The 16,489-nt window shown below is 38.8% G+C and carries 15 protein-coding genes; 3 read left to right on the top strand and 12 right to left on the bottom strand.

Going from position 1 to position 16,489, the window contains the following annotated elements:
* Window positions 1-29: 29 nt before the first annotated feature.
* Both JBW_RS01355 and JBW_RS01350 read right to left on the bottom strand, forming a co-directional pair.
* Window positions 30-1,295, bottom strand: coding sequence for a serine dehydratase subunit alpha family protein (locus JBW_RS01355; protein WP_007961295.1), 1,266 nt, complete (start codon window positions 1,293-1,295; stop codon window positions 30-32).
* Window positions 1,296-1,326: 31 nt separating this feature from the next.
* Entirely contained in the window at window positions 1,327-1,827 is a 501-nt protein-coding gene (locus JBW_RS01350; protein WP_007961293.1) for an L-2-amino-thiazoline-4-carboxylic acid hydrolase, read from the bottom strand.
* Window positions 1,828-2,032: 205 nt separating this feature from the next.
* Between JBW_RS01350 and JBW_RS01345 the strand changes: the two genes are divergently transcribed.
* Window positions 2,033-2,581 (top strand): helix-turn-helix domain-containing protein, encoded by a 549-nt coding sequence (locus JBW_RS01345; protein WP_007961292.1) that lies wholly within the window; start codon window positions 2,033-2,035, stop codon window positions 2,579-2,581.
* A gap of 216 nt (window positions 2,582-2,797) precedes the next feature.
* On the opposite strand, the gene JBW_RS23700 is transcribed toward JBW_RS01345, so the two are convergent.
* The gene (locus tag JBW_RS23700) at window positions 2,798-3,397 is read right to left on the bottom strand and encodes a hypothetical protein (RefSeq protein ID WP_007961290.1); all 600 of its coding nucleotides are present in this window, start codon (window positions 3,395-3,397) and stop codon (window positions 2,798-2,800) included.
* A gap of 306 nt (window positions 3,398-3,703) precedes the next feature.
* Between JBW_RS23700 and JBW_RS01335 the strand changes: the two genes are divergently transcribed.
* Window positions 3,704-4,180 (top strand): SAM-dependent methyltransferase, encoded by a 477-nt coding sequence (locus JBW_RS01335; protein ID WP_007961288.1) that lies wholly within the window; start codon window positions 3,704-3,706, stop codon window positions 4,178-4,180.
* A gap of 207 nt (window positions 4,181-4,387) precedes the next feature.
* Here the strand turns inward: JBW_RS01335 and JBW_RS01330 are convergent, their stop codons facing one another.
* From JBW_RS01330 to JBW_RS01300, 7 genes are all read right to left on the bottom strand, one after another.
* Entirely contained in the window at window positions 4,388-5,602 is a 1,215-nt protein-coding gene (locus tag JBW_RS01330; protein WP_235334111.1) for an ROK family transcriptional regulator, read from the bottom strand.
* Window positions 5,603-5,846: 244 nt separating this feature from the next.
* A complete protein-coding gene (gene uxaC, locus JBW_RS01325; protein WP_007961278.1) occupies window positions 5,847-7,256 on the bottom strand; it encodes a glucuronate isomerase in 1,410 nt (469 codons plus the stop codon).
* A 31-nt stretch (window positions 7,257-7,287) separates the two neighbouring features.
* Complete coding sequence (locus JBW_RS01320; RefSeq protein ID WP_007961277.1) at window positions 7,288-8,775, bottom strand: UxaA family hydrolase; 1,488 nt, start codon at window positions 8,773-8,775, stop codon at window positions 7,288-7,290.
* 33 nt (window positions 8,776-8,808) lie between these two features.
* Window positions 8,809-10,332 carry a tagaturonate reductase gene (locus tag JBW_RS01315; RefSeq protein WP_007961275.1) on the bottom strand — a complete coding sequence of 508 codons (1,524 nt, stop codon included), beginning with the start codon at window positions 10,330-10,332 and terminating at the stop codon, window positions 8,809-8,811.
* Window positions 10,333-10,359: 27 nt separating this feature from the next.
* Window positions 10,360-11,004, bottom strand: coding sequence for a bifunctional 4-hydroxy-2-oxoglutarate aldolase/2-dehydro-3-deoxy-phosphogluconate aldolase (locus JBW_RS01310; protein ID WP_036682173.1), 645 nt, complete (start codon window positions 11,002-11,004; stop codon window positions 10,360-10,362).
* Between the two features lie 56 nt (window positions 11,005-11,060).
* Window positions 11,061-12,008, bottom strand: coding sequence for a sugar kinase (locus JBW_RS01305; RefSeq protein ID WP_007961271.1), 948 nt, complete (start codon window positions 12,006-12,008; stop codon window positions 11,061-11,063).
* Window positions 12,009-12,118: 110 nt separating this feature from the next.
* Window positions 12,119-13,462 carry a glycoside-pentoside-hexuronide (GPH):cation symporter gene (locus tag JBW_RS01300; protein ID WP_007961268.1) on the bottom strand — a complete coding sequence of 448 codons (1,344 nt, stop codon included), beginning with the start codon at window positions 13,460-13,462 and terminating at the stop codon, window positions 12,119-12,121.
* 543 nt (window positions 13,463-14,005) lie between these two features.
* Here JBW_RS01300 and JBW_RS01295 point away from each other — a divergent pair.
* Window positions 14,006-15,055: an NAD(P)/FAD-dependent oxidoreductase gene (locus JBW_RS01295; RefSeq protein WP_007961265.1), complete on the top strand. Its 1,050-nt coding sequence runs from the start codon at window positions 14,006-14,008 to the stop codon at window positions 15,053-15,055.
* 99 nt (window positions 15,056-15,154) lie between these two features.
* Here JBW_RS01295 and JBW_RS01290 read toward each other — a convergent pair whose 3' ends face one another.
* A complete protein-coding gene (locus JBW_RS01290) occupies window positions 15,155-15,790 on the bottom strand; it encodes a pentapeptide repeat-containing protein (RefSeq protein WP_200897005.1) in 636 nt (211 codons plus the stop codon).
* Between the two features lie 309 nt (window positions 15,791-16,099).
* Window positions 16,100-16,438 (bottom strand): nuclear transport factor 2 family protein, encoded by a 339-nt coding sequence (locus JBW_RS01285; protein ID WP_007961261.1) that lies wholly within the window; start codon window positions 16,436-16,438, stop codon window positions 16,100-16,102.
* Between the last annotated feature and the right edge of the window lie 51 nt (window positions 16,439-16,489).

Here is a 16,489-nt window from a genome sequence, read left to right as displayed (position 1 = left end):
TGAGACAGCCTCGTTTCATGATCTGGAAGTTACTTTCCTATCATAATATTAAGGATTTCTACATCAGTGGATTTCATCCCACAGCGGCCCATACGACCGATATTCTGGATTGTATGTTCATAATCTTTCTCCACAAGTCCTTCTCCGAATGGAAAGACCAGATTGCTTTTTGCCATTTCATAGCCCATGATGCCCGCGTCTACTGCGCTGGATATTTTTGCCGCACACGATGCCTTGGCTCCATCGCACACAATGCCGCCCACATTCCCTAGAGCATTAATGATAGTCTTTCCAATGACATCATAATCAGCACCATTCAGATAAGCAATGCCGCAAGCTGCAGATGCACCGGCTGATACGGCTCCACAGTAAGCAGACAGGTTTCCAATATAACGTTTCTGATGAAGGGACAAAAGGTTTGTCAGAACAAGAGCTCTATAAAGGGTATCCACATCTGCTCCCATATCTTCAGCATAAACGACAACTGGCATAGTACAGGTGATCCCCTGGTTTCCGCTTCCTGAGTTGATGACTACAGGGAGGGCGCAACCATTCATTCTCGCATCAGAGCCTGCCGCCGCTGCCGCTCTTGCCCTGATCCGCACATCATTACCGCCAAGTTTCAGGAAAGTCAGTCCCACCTGGGCCCCCCATTTATTGGTCAAGCCTTCTTCTGATATAGCGGAATTGTACTTAATCTGTCTACCAATGATTTCTCTTACATCATCCAAATTTACTTCATTGGCAAACTGGAGAATGTCCCTGATATTGAGCTTTGACCTATCCCCAGACTTTTGCGTTGCAATATCATTCTGCTCAAATACCAACTCACCATTTTTTTCAATTCTGGCAATGTGATTGTGCTTGCTTTTGACTTCCACAGCTGCCGTTTCCTGTCCGGCTGTCACTTCTGCGCGGATGTAAAGATTTTCTTCTCCTTCTTCCAGCTCACAGCTGCAGATTCCCTGGCTGTATAACATTTTGGTCTTATCGATGTCTTCCTGTTTTACCTGACTGATGACTTGAAGCTCCAGTTCTGCCTTCCCTGCAACAACGCCTAAGATGCCTGCCACTTCAACGCCTTTCAGACCACCGGAATTAGGTACGACAACTCCCATAACATTTTTAATTATATTGCCGCTGCACCGGATAACCATCCGTTCAGGCATCTGTCCAAGGACCTCTCTTGCCTTCGCGGCTGTAAACGCAATGGCAATCGGTTCCGTACAGCCCATAGCTGGAATCAACTCTTCTTTTAATATCCTAACATAATGATCATATTGAATCGTATCCATGAGCGTGCTCCTTTAGTCATTGCTTAATTATCTAACCTTTAAAAAACGATACCTGACAAGTCTTGCATCCTTTGGCAATGGTATCTCCCAAATGGAATCTGAATCCCATGGTCTTAGCAATACTTCTATCACCGTCCATAGCCATGTCGCATAATTTCTCGCAAGTTGCATCATCAAAGCCTAAATCCTGCCATGCTTTCAACAGTGGACAGTGATGAAATTCCACATCCACTCTGTCCTTAGTTTTTGTCTTAAATTCGAGTTCAAAAGTCTTGACGACATTCGGAGTTAGGAAAGTCTCTGCAAAACAGGAAACGTTTTCCGGTTCCTGGCATTTGGATTTGATTTCGGCACCCTGAACCATACCAGTTTCTGAGATTGCTTCACGGATGAATATTTCTGCTTCTTCTGCCTTTCCTGCTTCTCTGGCCTTCGTGTATGTTAAACCAGTCCAGGTTGCACGATGTCCCATTGCACCTCTCTGAATGTCTACTACGGGGTCACCTTTGATACTAATTTTGTTATCAATCATATTCTTTTTCTCCTTTTCTCCTTAATTTTAGATAATATGTAACGAAATCACTTAACTTAAATCTAGCTCATTTAAACCTGACACCCCCCCTATTTTCACTTTCAATTTTGTATGTTATAATATAATTAAAGTATATTATAACATACAAAAATATGCAATAACATATTTTTGTATACAATAACGCACAAGAGAGAGGGATTATATTATGTATGATTTGACGCCGATAATAGGAGAAAATCTTGCTAAGCTTCGCCGTAAAAAGAGACTTAGTCTTGATAAACTATCCGAACTTTCGGGAATCAGCAAGGCAATGATTGGACAAATCGAGCGAGGAGAATCAAATCCGACTGTTAATACCTTATGGAAGATTGCTTCCGGACTTCGCGTATCCTTTGGTAAACTTATTGATACAAATCAACCTGCTACTGAATTGGTACGGCTAAACGATATTACTCCAATAATAGATACTGACGGAATGACCTTAGTTCCGTTGTTCTCTTTTGACAACGATAAGGGATTTGAAATATTTTCGGTTACCATGCCACCACATTCCGTACATGAAGCTGCCGGTCATGTGGGGGGATCAGAGGAATACGTATTGTCCTTTGAAGGAAATCTTGAGGTAACCATGGAAACGGAGACCTATACACTGGCAGCAGGTGACGCAATTCGTTTCAAGGCTGACCAAACACATACGTATAGAAACCCTTCAGATAAAATAGTGAAGTTTCAAACTATCATCTATTATTCTTGAGCCAAATTGACAAAATTCATAGTGCAAAGGATGAAAAAGAGCCTCAACCCTCATTTTGAAAAGGTTGAGGCTTTTTTTGCTCCGTTGAATATGGCTGTTGCTGCAACCATATAGAGTGAACGTTAACATGCCACAAACATAAAATAGACACTAGTCAATAATAATTTGACCAATGTCTATCCAAAGCGTTAAAGCTATCCCCAAGGATCACAACTATCAAATAGATGGTTGCCATGTTTCCATTTCAATCGGAGGATATTTTGCTATCCATTTGATAAATTGCTCTCTATCACGCACTCCGCCACTAAGAACTGCCTTATACACATCTATCCCTCGGCACTTATTTTCTAGTGTCATTTGGGATTTTATCTCTAAAATTATCTGTCTAGTTTCATCAGTCAATGCCTGTTTCATTGCTTTAGCAAACCTCTCGGCCATTCCAGCATGAGGATGGCTGAAAGGCACAAGCCAATTGTCAATATCCCACATGATACCCTGTTGATCTTGATAATCAATACGCCAATAAAACCCTGGATCAGAAGTTTCCATAAAGTTAAGGAATTGAATTTGTTTCACTCCTGGAATAACTGCCAATTCCCGTACCGTATCAAACCCTATGCGAACATCAGGTTCTTTCACATAAATTTCAAAATCCAGATTAGGAGTTGTCATTAGTCCAAAATTTGCCGAGCCGACCAAGATTGTATTCCCTACTAATTCCCATCGCCCCTTAATCTGAAGATCTTCAATTACCTTATTTGCCTGTTTCTGCAACTCCACAGCTTTTTCTATATAGTTCATGCATTGCTTACTCATTATTTACTCTCCTTTCCAAACGGGTCAGGTGGCTTTTAACTAGTATGGTCCCATACCAGTAGCTACAATGTGGCTTTTAAAATTTACGTGGAAGGTATTTTCGTTTGGTCTGAGACAATGCTCTCCTCCAGACCATTAAATTTACAACCAGCTATGAAACTATTTAATAATAACAAAGATGATGCCGAGAAATAAAGATCATTTGTTAACTTCTGGTTCTATATGTGAAAAAAGCTTGAAGTGTAAAATCCACTTGATATACTATATGTAACGGCGCCGTAAATAAAACGAAAAGGAGCTTTATTTATGGAACAATTTGTTATTAGACCAATTGGAGTAGTGCGTGTAGGCGATAGAGGGGCACAATTAGAGATAAAAAAAGAGTTTATTCCTGCACTAACCAACCTGGAAGGATTTGGTTATGTCAATGTAATTTGGTGGTTTGATAAGAATGATAATATAGATTCTCGCTCAAAACTTATTGAAACCAGTCCTTATAAAAATTCACCTGAAACATTAGGTACTTTTGCGACGCGTTCACCAGAACGTCCGAATCCGATAGCACAATCTTGTGCATATATCACTCATTTGGATACTCAAAATGGGATTATAGGCCTGTCTTTTATTGATGCAGAAAACGGAACTCCTATACTAGATATAAAGCCATACACACCAAGCTTAGACAGAGTAGAAAATCCTATTGTCCCACAATGGTGCGCAAATTGGCCTAAAAGTGTAGAAGCATCAGGGAATTTTGATTGGAGTACTGTATTTTACTTTTAAAAGTTTAGCTGGTTTTCGTAATTGAAAACCAGCTTTTTCTTATTGCTTATTTAGCACGTACCTTTTATGCGGAAATCGTCTTTCGATTTCTCCTCTTGTTATAGATAATAAGAAAAGAGACCTTTCCTGGAACCTACGGCCTTTTGATTCGTAGTCAAACTCTCTAGCCAGCTGAATTATCGGATCATCCACTAATTATTATGTCAACTATTTTCGAGGATTTTCTTTTAGCATCAACTGATAATCTTCTAAAACTGTGGAATCATAATGCAGCAGTTCACGCAAAGCCAAGGCACAAGAGCCAATTACTCCAGAATGTACGCCAAGATCTGAGATTTTGATCTGCACTGACTTCGCAACCTCAGGAAAAGAATGATTGTTTACCATATCTTTAATAGGATTAATGAAAGTTTCTGCCACTGCCCCTAATTTACCACCAATAAAAATTGCTTCTGGATTATACATATTAACGACATTGGCGATGGCCAAACCTACGTATTTCCCCACTTGTTGCAAGAGTTCCCATGAGTAAGACCCTTCACTCTTTGCCGATTTCAAAATATCTTCAATGCCAATTTTTCCATTCTGTTCCCAAACTATTTTTAGAGGATCTTGAGGGTTTATCATTGCTAATTCATCATTTGCTTTGCGTAGTAATGCTGGAATGCCACAGATGGCTTCTAAGCAACCTCGATTCCCACAATTACATAAAGGACCATTTTCCATCATGAAACTATGTCCAATCTCTCCAGCATGCCCTTGAGCACCTTGTATCACTCGATCAGCACTAATAACACCAGCACTAATCCCTTCACCTAGATTGACGTAGACTAGGTTTCTAAAGTTGATACCACCACCAAACCACCATTCCGCCAAGGCCGAAGATTTGGCGTTGCTTTCAATAAATATGGGCAATTTCATTTCATTTTTCAATGTTTCCTTCAAAGGAAACTGACGCCAATTAGGCCCTAAGTTGATGGAACGCTTCACGATCCCTTCTCTAGCACTTAAAAGTCCAGGGAAAGCAATTCCGATGCCCAAAAAATTCTTGTTTCGGTTTTCTTCACTATAAAGGACTTGCCCTAGGGCCTCTATCAATTGAGGAATGCCAATATCCGGTTCCGTCATATTAAGATCCAGGGTTATACTATGAATGGGAGCATTCTCCAAATCAGCGATCACAAGCACCGTTTCATGACTTGTGATCTCAACTCCAATGACATAACCAGCTTTAGCATTAAATTTAAGCTTCATGGGCTTTCGTCCACCTTGGGAGGTTCCAAGCCCCACTTCCATGACAAATCCCATCTCTAGTAATTCTCGAATAATACCAGTTATGGCGGGTGGCGTTAGGCCTGTTAATTGAGCTAATTGCTGGCGAGATACCAATTCATTTTCTTTGATGATATTAAGAACAGTCATTCTATTTAAATTTTTAACATATTTACTATTACCAGGTTTTTTTACCATTTTTTCACCTTACTTCCATTTAAGAAAAAAACTTTATTATGTTAATTAATTATCCGTTTGTTAACATTCTCTATATAAAGCGGAATTCCTGCAGATTTTTTTGGCTTCAAATTTTTCCTTGGAAGTGAAATGGCATCTCTTCTGATTTACCAGCAGAGATGCCATTTTTCTTAACTTGGTGTCTATTTTTTCTCTATTATTCTAATGAAAAACCAAAATATGCTTTTGCATTGTTAAAGGAAATGTCTTTCACAATTTCGCCAACCATGTCAAAATCAGCAGCTACTTCTCCATTTTCAATCCATGTCCCCAATAAATTACAGAGAATTCTTCTAAAATATTCATGACGTGTATAGGACAAGAAACTTCTAGAATCCGTAACCATGCCAACAAAACGACTTAATAGGCCTAAATTGCTTAGAGAAATCATCTGTTCAATCATGCCTGTTTTATTGTCAATAAACCACCAAGCTGTACCAAATTGCATTTTCCCTGGGATACCCCCAGCTTGGAAATTACCAAGCATAGTTCCTAAAACCCCATTATCTTTTGGATTGAGGGTGTATAAAATAACTCTTGGCAGGCACCCTTCTATTTCTAAAGAATCTAATAATCTTGACAAACAAAAGGCTACTTGATGATCATGAATCGAGTCAAATCCAGTATCTGGGCCCATTTTTTTGAACATCTTCGTATTATTATTCCGTAGTGCCCCAATGTGAAGCTGCATCGCCCAACCTAAGTTTGCATACTTTCTTCCACAAAATTGTAATACAGCTGTCTTATAACGTTCTAGATCAGCATCGCCAATCACTTTCCCCTGCAAGGCGTCAGCAAATATTGCTTCTAAAACCTCTTGTGAACTTTCTAGATAAGGAACTTTTTCTAAAGCATGATCAGCTGCGCGGCAGCCCATTTCATGGAAGAATTCAATCCGCTTAGCAAGAGCTTGTAAAAATTCATTGTAATTAGTAATTGTTATTCCTGCCGCCAAACCAACTCTCTCGATCCATTGGGTAAAGCCAGAAGCATTTAATTCCATGCCTTTATCTGGACGGAAAGTAGGAAATACCTTAACTTTAATGCTAGCGTCTTCGCGAATTTTTTGATGATATTCTAAAGAATCTCCTGGATCATCCGTTGTACAAACACACTTTACATTGGACTTTTCAATCATTCCCTGGGCACTATATTCATCAAGAGCTAATAGGGCATTGGCTTTTTCCCATATATCATGAGCAGTCTTGACTGTTAAAGGTTCATAAATTCCAAAATAGCGTTGAAGTTCTAGATGCGTCCAGTGATAAAGAGGATTACCAATACATTTTTCTAAGGTTTTCGCCCACGCCAAGAACTTTTCATAATCTGTTGCACTGCCTGTAATGCTTTCTTCATCCGTACCGTCACTGCGCATGGCTCGCCATTTGTAATGATCGCCATACAACCAAACTTCAGTAATGTTTTTAAAGCGTTTATTCTCAAAAATATCTTTTGCATCTAAATGACAATGATAATCGATAATCGGCATCCCTTTTGCATATTCGTGATAAAGTTTGACTGCTGAATCATTTTCTAGCAGAAAGTTTTCTCCCATAAATGGTTTCATAATAAAGGCTCCCTTCTTACTTTTTTATTTTTTATAGCGTAACGCCATTTTTAAAGATCGCAATATCACGGAATCCCATTTTCTCAGACTTTGTTAAAGATCCAGAAGCTACGTCAATCACCTGCTGCAATAATTTTTCCGCAGTATCTTCCATCGATTGCCCTTCTAGCAATACACCGGCATCAAAATCCATCCAATTGGATTTGCGGGTAAAGATATCACTATTGGTTGCAATTTTCATAGTTGGCACAGCAGTGCCAAGGGGCGTTCCCCTGCCAGTGGTAAATAAGATAATCTGACAACCAGAAGCTGCCAATGCGGTTGCAGCTACGATATCATTGCCCGGAGCACTAAGCAGAGTAAGACCTTTATTTTTTACCACATCACCGTATCCTAAAACATCAACAACTTGACTCCGGCCGCCTTTTTGCGTACAACCTAGGGATTTTTCTTCCAGAGTGGTAATTCCGCCTTTTTTATTCCCTGGGGATGGATTTTCGTAAATAGGTTGGTTATGATCTTCATAGTATTTTTTAAAATCATTCACCAGATGAACAATTTTGCCAAAAACCTCTTCGTTGATGGCGCGATCCATCAAAATGGTTTCTGCACCAAACATTTCTGGAACTTCCGTTAAGACGCTTGTACCGCCGCTTGCCCCTAGTTTATCCGAGAATTCGCCAACGAGGGGATTGCCAGTAATACCAGAAAAACCATCGGAACCGCCACATTTTAAACCCACTACTAGCTCTGAAATGGAACAATCCACTCGTTGATCCTTTGCTGTCTGCTCAATCAATTCATAAATGGCTTTGATACCACTTTCCACTTCATCTTCTACATCCTGGGCAACTAAAAACTTCACTCGGTTAGCATCATAAGGTCCTAACACTTTTTTAAATTCTTCGATATAATTATTTTCACAGCCAAGCCCTAGAACCAATACGCCAGCGGCATTGGGATGATTCACTAAATCAGCCAGAATTCGTTGGGTGCTGGTATGATCTTCTCCTAATTGAGAACAGCCGTAAGGGTGAGTAAATTCATAAATGCCATCAATATGTTTTACGGCTTGGAATTTTTCACTGGCACCACGCGCAATGAGCTGGGCTGTGCGATTCACACAGCCAACGGTAGGAACAACCCATATTTCATTACGCACCCCAACCTTACCATTGGCTCTAGGATAGCCTTTAAAGGTTCTGGGCAGAGACTCACTTTTACTTTCTTCGCCTACTGGACGATATTGGTACTCTAAAATATCTCCTAAATTGGTTTTCACATTATGAGAGTGAACCCAATCCCCCATCGCTACTTCTTGGATGGCGTGTCCAATAGGAAAACCATATTTAATAATATTCGCCCCTACTGGAATATTTTCTAAGGCAATTTTATGACCTTTGGGAATGGTGGCAGTTGCAGTGACTGCCATACTACCGACCAGATAGGTTTCACCCGCAGTAAGTTCTTCGATTGCAACGGCAACGTTGTCATGAGAATTAATTCGATTTAATAACAAAATAACCCCTCCATATCAGAGCTTACCGCTCCCTTACTTCACTAGCTCAGCAACTGTTTTTTGCATACCAAGGTTGGTAATTTTAAATAAATATTTGCCAAGACACTCAATAAAGCCATCAATTTCAGATAAATCTTTATCCCATAATTTTGTATTCTGCAACACTTGTTTCGCGACTTGTTCGGCCGATTGTTGACTGCCATCAAAACTGGACCATGCTGTTGCAAAAAATTCTAAAGCCCATACATCATCTTTCATAATAAATTCATCTTTTTCTCTACGTGCTTGCATGCCATTGCCATCTACTTTTCCATCTTTATACACGGCAATCAAAGCTGCTAAGGAAAAAACTAATTGTTCTGGCAAACTGCCATTTAATGTGTGATATTCAAGAATAGATGGTAAAACCCGGGCTTTAAATTTAGATGAAGAATTTAACAATATGCTGAGTAAATAATGTTTGATATAAGGGTTCTTGAATCGTTCCACTACGGCACTAGCGAATTCTTCTAGCATACTTTTATCCAGATTAATCGAAGGTATAATTTCCTCTTGGATAATTTGTCGTACGTACTTACCCATCACTTCATGATCCATCATTTCACCAACTGTATCTAAACCATACAAAAATGCTGCTGGTACAGATGCAGTATGAGCGCCATTTAAAATCCTTACTTTCCGAGTTCGATAAGGGGTCATATCTTCCGTCCATACAACATTAAGGCCAATTTTGTGGAAGGGTAATCTCTCTGATAATTCTTTGGGTCCTTCAATAACCCACAAATGGAATAACTCTCCTGTATTTACTAGAGAATCGTCATAACCTAAAGAGTCAATGATCGTTTTGATTTCATCTCTTGGATAACCAGTTACCACCCGATCCACCAACGTATTTAAGAAGTGATTATTTTCAGCTACCCAACGGGAAAACTCTTGGGGCAACTTCCAAAGCTCTGCATATTGTAATACAGCTTTCTTCAAATTATCGCCATTTCGATCAATTAATTCACAAGGTAAAATGACCATCCCTTTACTTGCATCTGCCTTAAAGTATTGGAAACGATGATATAAATAAGACGTTAATTTTCCTGGATAGGAAGTAGGTGGCTGATTTTCAAACTCATCTGTTGGATCAAAGGTAATACCAGCTTCTGTCGTATTGGAAATTACATATTCAATTAATGGATCCTCTGCACATTTTAAATAGGCATCCCACTGGGTATAAGGGTTTAAACAACGGCTAATGGAACTGATAACTTCCTTTTCTTCCACTGGCTGTCCGTCGCGTAATCCACGTAGTAAAAGAGTATATAAACCGTCCTGTTCATTGACCATATCAGCAAGTCCTTCTTTAATGGGCTGCGCCACTACGACACGACCATTAAACAAATTTTGTTGATTTAATAAATGAATCATCCAATCGGCAAAAGCTCTTAGAAAATTTCCTTCACCAAACTGAATCACACGTTCAGGCAAATCCCCTGGATATTTTTGTGATTTTAAATCACTTGGAAATGAAAAATCCCCATTCACTAATGAACTATTTAATTTTTTCACCCTTAACTCCCCCTTAAAATTTATCTTTTATAAACCGCGAGCAGCACGTACTTTTCCAATAAATTGTTTCGCAATCTCTTCAATAGACTGATAATCACCAGTTTTAGCACCCGCTGTCAAGTTTCCACCAATCCCAACAGCGACGCAACCGGCTTTAATCCATTCTCCCACATTCTCTAAATTCACGCCGCCAGTTGGCATGAGTGGTGCTTGTGGAATTGGTCCTTTAATGGCTTTAATAAAAGATGGTCCAAAGGCATCACCTGGGAATATTTTTACGATATCAGCACCCGCTTCCATGGCGGCAATAACTTCAGCAATGGTCATAGCTCCAGGCATAACAGGAACTTGGTAACGATTGCATAACTTAACTGTCTCCAGATTTAGGGATGGACTGACAATATATTGAGCGCCTGCTAAAATGGCAATTCTAGCTGTTTCAGGATCAAGAACCGTTCCTGCCCCAATAATCATTTCTTCCGGTGAATATGCTTTCCGCAAATCCGCAATCACTTGGGCTGCCTCTGGAATGGTAAAGGTAATTTCAATGGCAGCAATACCGCCTTTCATACATGCCTCAGTGATCTTAATGGCCTGCTCAGAATTCTGTGCTCGAACTACAGCAACTACCCCTGACTGCATCAGTTTTTGTAATACATTAATTCTAGGTATCAAACTAATCCCTCCCTAAATAAATTTTTATCTCTATCTCGTCACGCCATAGCAAACTACTTCGCCAAATAAGCCTCTAGCTGCTCGCGCGTTGGGTATCCATCATAATCGCCTCTGACCATTACAGCCATAGAACCAATAGCATTGCCCCGTCTAACGGCCTCGCCCAAAGATAAACCTTCGCGCATGGCCGATAATAGGCCAACAGCAAAACCATCGCCAGCACCAACCGTATCAACGACCGTCTCCACTTTAAAACCTTTTTCGTAACCTTCTAATATAGACCCATCCCTTTCACGAATGGAATAATAAGCACCATCAGCACCATTTTTCATGATGACAAATTGATTGCCTTTCTCATGAAAAAACTTTGAAACCTGTTCCCAGTTAGTTGTTCCTACCAATAATTCAGCTTCGTGTAATCCTGGTAATATTAAATCCGACATTTCAGCAATTTCCAACAGTGTTTCCTTTGCTTCTTGAGCCGTCCAGAGTTTTAGGCGGATATTAGGATCAAAGGAAATCATAAGACCATGTTTTTTTGCCATCTTGATGGCGGTGAATAGTGCGTCTTTAGTACTAGGGCTAAGGGCTGGAAAGATCCCTGTTATATGAAGTATTTTTCCATTCTCAAAATAACGTTCTTGCAGCATCTCGAGTGTGAAATTGGCTGCAGCTGAATCTTTCCGATAATAATACACTTGGGGATCTCCCCCATCATTTCGTTCTTTCACAAGCATACCTGTAGAATGCACCAATGATACAGTTACAGCAGATGTATCGACACCTTCACCAGAAATAGTATTACATATATACGTGCCAAAAGGATCATTACCAATTGCACTTATCCATCCAGTCTGATGCCCTAATCTAGCTAAACCAATTGCAACATTAGATTCCGCCCCAGCGAGATGGCGGGAAAAATCTGAAACTAATTCCAGTGATTCTCCTTGCTTTGCAATAAACATAACCATACTTTCTCCAATAGTTATCACTTCTGGCATGATTTTCTCAAACACCTCCATTAAATCAACTTAATTAAATTAATTAATTAAGTTGATTTAATAATATCATATTCTAACTATTTATCAACCTCTTACTTATGATTTTATTGTTAAGCAGGTCTATTTTTTAATTCTTCTATCATTTCTCCATGTCTTTTATCACTTAAAGTATATAAAATCCCGATTACAAGTGCTGCGCAAGATATGGTCACTGCTGGATATAAAAGCAATAACCCCTTGATTCCACCTAGAGCTTTTTCTGTCTGCTGTACATTTGGTACATAGCCCACAAGAGACAAACCGATACCAGAAGCGAAACCAGAAACGGATTGTGCTATTTTTCGTGCAAAATTAAAGAATGAATATGTGATCCCTTCTCTTCTTTCACCTGTTTTCCATTCACCATAATCAATGGAATCAGAAACAAAAGCCCAAGTAACGCCATTAGGAATACTGATTCCAATAAAAGCAATACTTGCTAAAATCGTAAACGTTACCAAATCGCCTGGAATCAAGAAGTTAATTAAATCAGCAACAACACTAACACCAAAACCAATGAGAGCTGTATTTTTCTTGCCAAATCGTTTGGTTAATTTAGGAATTAAGGTAATCCCTAAGCAGGAACATCCGATTGTGATGAAACTAATGTAAGGCATCAAACTAATATCACCAAGATTATATTGGCAATAATAGATCATCATTGCAGATTTAATATTATAAGCCGAAATTGTGAAGATTGTCATTAAAATGAGTGCCAATAATGGTCGATTGGTAAAGACGGATCTAGCCATTGCTTTGATAGAGATTTTTTCACCTGAAGCAAGACTTTTACCAACAATGACTTCTTTACAATTTTTAAAACAGAAATAAAAGGCTGTAACACCGATAACTGAAGTAAGGGCAACTACTACTGGCCATGCTACACGTGGATCTGAAAATTGTTTAATTAGAGGTACTACCATTACACTGGTAATGAGCAATGCTCCCAGAGAACCAGCTTGACGCCAAGATGCCAAGGATGCTCGATCATTAGGATCTTGTGTCATAGCAGCTCCTAATGCCCCATAAGGAACGTTGGTAAAGGAATATCCAACACCCCACGCCATGTAGGTGGCATAGCCAAAAATCATTTTTGCAGTGGGAGAAAGGTCGGGAGCCATAAAGACAAATATGGATAATATACCAAGAAAAATACTGCTGGTAAACATGATTTTTCTGAATTTCCCTGTTCGAGGATCAGCTTTTCGTGCATCAATAAAAGCACCAGCGATTGGATCCATAAACGCATCAAATATTTTAGTGAGCAAAAAGATGCTCCCAGCTACAGCTGCTGGAATACCAAAGACATCTGTGTAGAATTTGAGTAGATAAATCTGTCCCATATCAAACATAAAACCATTACCGAAATCACCTAAACCATAGGATACTTTTTCTTTCAAAGTTAATTTGCTCATCGAGATATGCTCCTCTTGTTGCTTCTTATTTTTTCACATTACTACAATCCATACTAAAATTTCGATTATTCTGCATGCTCTTCTCTCACCTAACTCCTCGCCTTTACTTTATATCACCACCTAACTAAATTTGCCCCATATTTTCCATACCTCACAAAATATTGATAATTCTATCTATTTTGTGAGGTAATCGTAGTATAATACATTTTTATAATTTTGTGAATATACTTATTTAAATTAATTAAATAACTTTTGAAAATATATTCTGATTTTTCTCCATCGGGCAGTTTGAGGCTCCCTTACTGCTGAGCAGACTAGCTTTGCAGGAATTTTGTATTTTAATGGTAAATAGAGTATAAATTATGAAATACTGTTTTTTAAAGAAAAACTTCTAATGTATGGCGTAACTGAGACAAGAAGACTGACTTGGAAGAGCCGTTACTGTGATTTCTTTCATACTAGAAATTGCAGATTGGAGTACACAAGATTGAAAAACCTAGGTAGTGAATGTCCCATTGATTTTCATTAAGGAGGAAAATTGTTTTGTATGATGTAATAGTGATAGGCGCTGGACCCGCAGGTTGCATGGCTGCTAAAAGATTAGCGAGAACCGGTTATAAGGTTCTATTGGTCGAAAAGATGCAGGTACCAAGGGAAAAGTCATGTTCAGGAATCTTGATAGAAAGATCCATTGATTTAGTAGAAAGTGAATTTGGAAAAATACCTGATACTGTACTATGCAGTCCGAGCATAACAAAGGGTATTATTATCTACAATGAAGAGAACCTATCCTTTAAATTCGAAAGTAAAGGTCTTAACATATGGAGAAGCGCTTTTGATCATTGGTTAACTTTACAAGTTATAGATAACGGTGTTGAATTTAGACCATCGACGTTAGCACTTTCTTGTGAAGAAAAAGAGAAATATGTGGCAGTCCATTTGAAAGGTGATACAAAATACTATGAAAACGCAAAGGCAGTCATTGTTTGTGATGGAGCCGGAAGCGTGATTAAAAAAAGTTTATTAAATGTTTTAAGTAGAAATATTATAACGTATCAGACTTTCTGTAAAGGGACTATTGATCTCGATGATAAATTTTTTCATGCATTTTTACATTCCCAATTTTCAGAGCATGATGCATGGGTTAATGTTAAGGACGATTTTCTTATTTTTGGAGTGTGTGTGAAAGACGTAAATAAAATTGAAAGTTATTACGCGCAATTTCTCTCATTTCTTATATCTACTTACAATGCAAAAATACAGTCTTGCAGTAAAAAAGAACGTTGGATTATACCAGAGGTTGAAACGGATTGTCCCCTTGATCTAGGAAGGGGGAGAGTGTTGTTTGCGGGAGAATCGGCTAATTTTCTCAACCCAATGGGCGAAGGGGTTTCGAGTGCCTTGGTAAGTGGTTGTGCAGCGTCTGAAGCAATCAAGCAGATATATGTGCAGGGTAAGGATATCGATGGACAAGCTTTATTATCTGTTTATGAAAAAAATATTCTCCAGGAAAAAGAACGCATGATAAGACAGTGGGACCTCCTAGCTGGAATTTCTCCAAAATTCTCTCATTATAATCAAATGCATTTGTAGAAACAAGCCATCGGCTGGTGGCAAGCAAACGCGATATTCCTGTTGTTCGCTCAATTTTACAAAACACGGGTACAGGGACTATTATTCGAAGGGTTCAATTTATTCGTTGATAATCAAGCCAAATAGTTTTGAGAAGCCAACTGCTTGTTGTGGAGAAACGATACACCCTTGCACATCTTCGATGGTAACACCAATCTGTCTAAACTCACAGCTACTTAAATCAATGCCTGCCAACTTAGTACCCGATAGCTGTATCTGTTCTAAACTTGAATTAGAAAAATGCACTTTGAGTAATGTCGATGTATAAAAATCTGCATTGGCTAATGAACTGTTATGAAACTTCACCTGTTTGCAATTTACATTACGAAAGTTAGCGTAATCCCCATAGCAGTTATCAAATAACACATTGCGCAATGTTGCTCCCATTAAATTTATTCCTACAATTTTGCAATTTCTCATTTCGACTTGATGCATATTGGCTTCATTAAAGTCTATATTTGATAAATCACACTTTTCAAAAATAACATCGGTCAGTTCTAATCCGCTAAAATTAACTTTTTGGAAGACAACATTTTTAAATATGAACTTATCAAAAAACACATGCGTTGCCACTTCATTCTCAATTATACAATTACTGATTATTCCCATTTCGAAATAGTCCTCATCACAAATCTTTCTAACTGGAAATGTAACTTCGGATAATTCTCTCGGGATATCTGGTGATAAAATCTTCAAGTGTGTTTGTAACTTCTTAATCCGACTAACCTCCTCAGAGTATTCGAAGGGACACGGGAACAGGTTCTTTTTATCGGGATGTCAATTAACTAAAAGAGAAGCTGCCCATAATTTACTAACTAAGTTCATATGGGTAGCTTCTCTTTATAAAGGCTAAATCCTTTAATATTTTTACATTTTTCCGCTTGCTCCATAGGCAGAACTTCGCCGATTTGCGGTCGAATTCCATGAGTCGTTACAAGCTTCAAGATATTTTTATTTATGAAGAGTTGCTAGATAAGAACCGTGTACTGAAATTTGTTCTCTAAACTATTTGCCGGCCAACAAAATACTTAACCTGTCGATTTTGCCTTCCCTAATTGTAAAATGAAAGTCAAGCGGAACGGGACTTCCTTCAAAGTCACCAGAAACTTCGGCGGTAAGAACCGTTTCTTCGTCAATATCAACAAGCTTTTTCGCATTCAATGTAAATTTGTACTTTGCAATACTGGCATCAAGCCACTTTTGGATAGCGGCTGTCCCGCGAAATTCCTGCCCCTCGTCATGAACAACCGCATCATTTGTAAAACAAGCAACCACGGCCTCACTATCGTGATTATTCTTCCCCTGAACAAACGCTTCAATAATCGACGGTAATTTGATCATCATACTTTCTTCTCCTTTTGTTTGCTTATTTTGTACTCGCATTTTTCCACCTGA

Source organism: Pelosinus fermentans JBW45, from assembly GCF_000271665.2.
In the GTDB taxonomy this organism is placed as follows: domain Bacteria; phylum Bacillota; class Negativicutes; order DSM-13327; family DSM-13327; genus Pelosinus; species Pelosinus baikalensis.
The sequence above is the reverse complement of the archived record's forward strand: the minus strand, read 5'-3'. Positions and strand labels throughout refer to the sequence as shown.

Bases quoted from the DNA above. Each gene is read 5' to 3' on its own strand.
- JBW_RS01355 (WP_007961295.1), bottom strand. From the start codon at position 1,295: ATGGATACGATTCAATATGATCATTATGTTAGGATATTAAAAGAAGAG.
- JBW_RS01350 (WP_007961293.1), bottom strand. From the start codon at position 1,827: ATGATTGATAACAAAATTAGTATCAAAGGTGACCCCGTAGTAGACATT.
- JBW_RS01345 (WP_007961292.1), top strand. From the start codon at position 2,033: ATGTATGATTTGACGCCGATAATAGGAGAAAATCTTGCTAAGCTTCGC.
- JBW_RS23700 (WP_007961290.1), bottom strand. From the start codon at position 3,397: ATGAGTAAGCAATGCATGAACTATATAGAAAAAGCTGTGGAGTTGCAG.
- JBW_RS01335 (WP_007961288.1), top strand. From the start codon at position 3,704: ATGGAACAATTTGTTATTAGACCAATTGGAGTAGTGCGTGTAGGCGAT.
- JBW_RS01330 (WP_235334111.1), bottom strand. From the start codon at position 5,602: ATGACTGTTCTTAATATCATCAAAGAAAATGAATTGGTATCTCGCCAG.
- uxaC (WP_007961278.1), bottom strand. From the start codon at position 7,256: ATGAAACCATTTATGGGAGAAAACTTTCTGCTAGAAAATGATTCAGCA.
- JBW_RS01305 (WP_007961271.1), bottom strand. From the start codon at position 12,008: ATGCCAGAAGTGATAACTATTGGAGAAAGTATGGTTATGTTTATTGCA.
- JBW_RS01300 (WP_007961268.1), bottom strand. From the start codon at position 13,462: ATGAGCAAATTAACTTTGAAAGAAAAAGTATCCTATGGTTTAGGTGAT.
- JBW_RS01285 (WP_007961261.1), bottom strand. From the start codon at position 16,438: ATGATGATCAAATTACCGTCGATTATTGAAGCGTTTGTTCAGGGGAAG.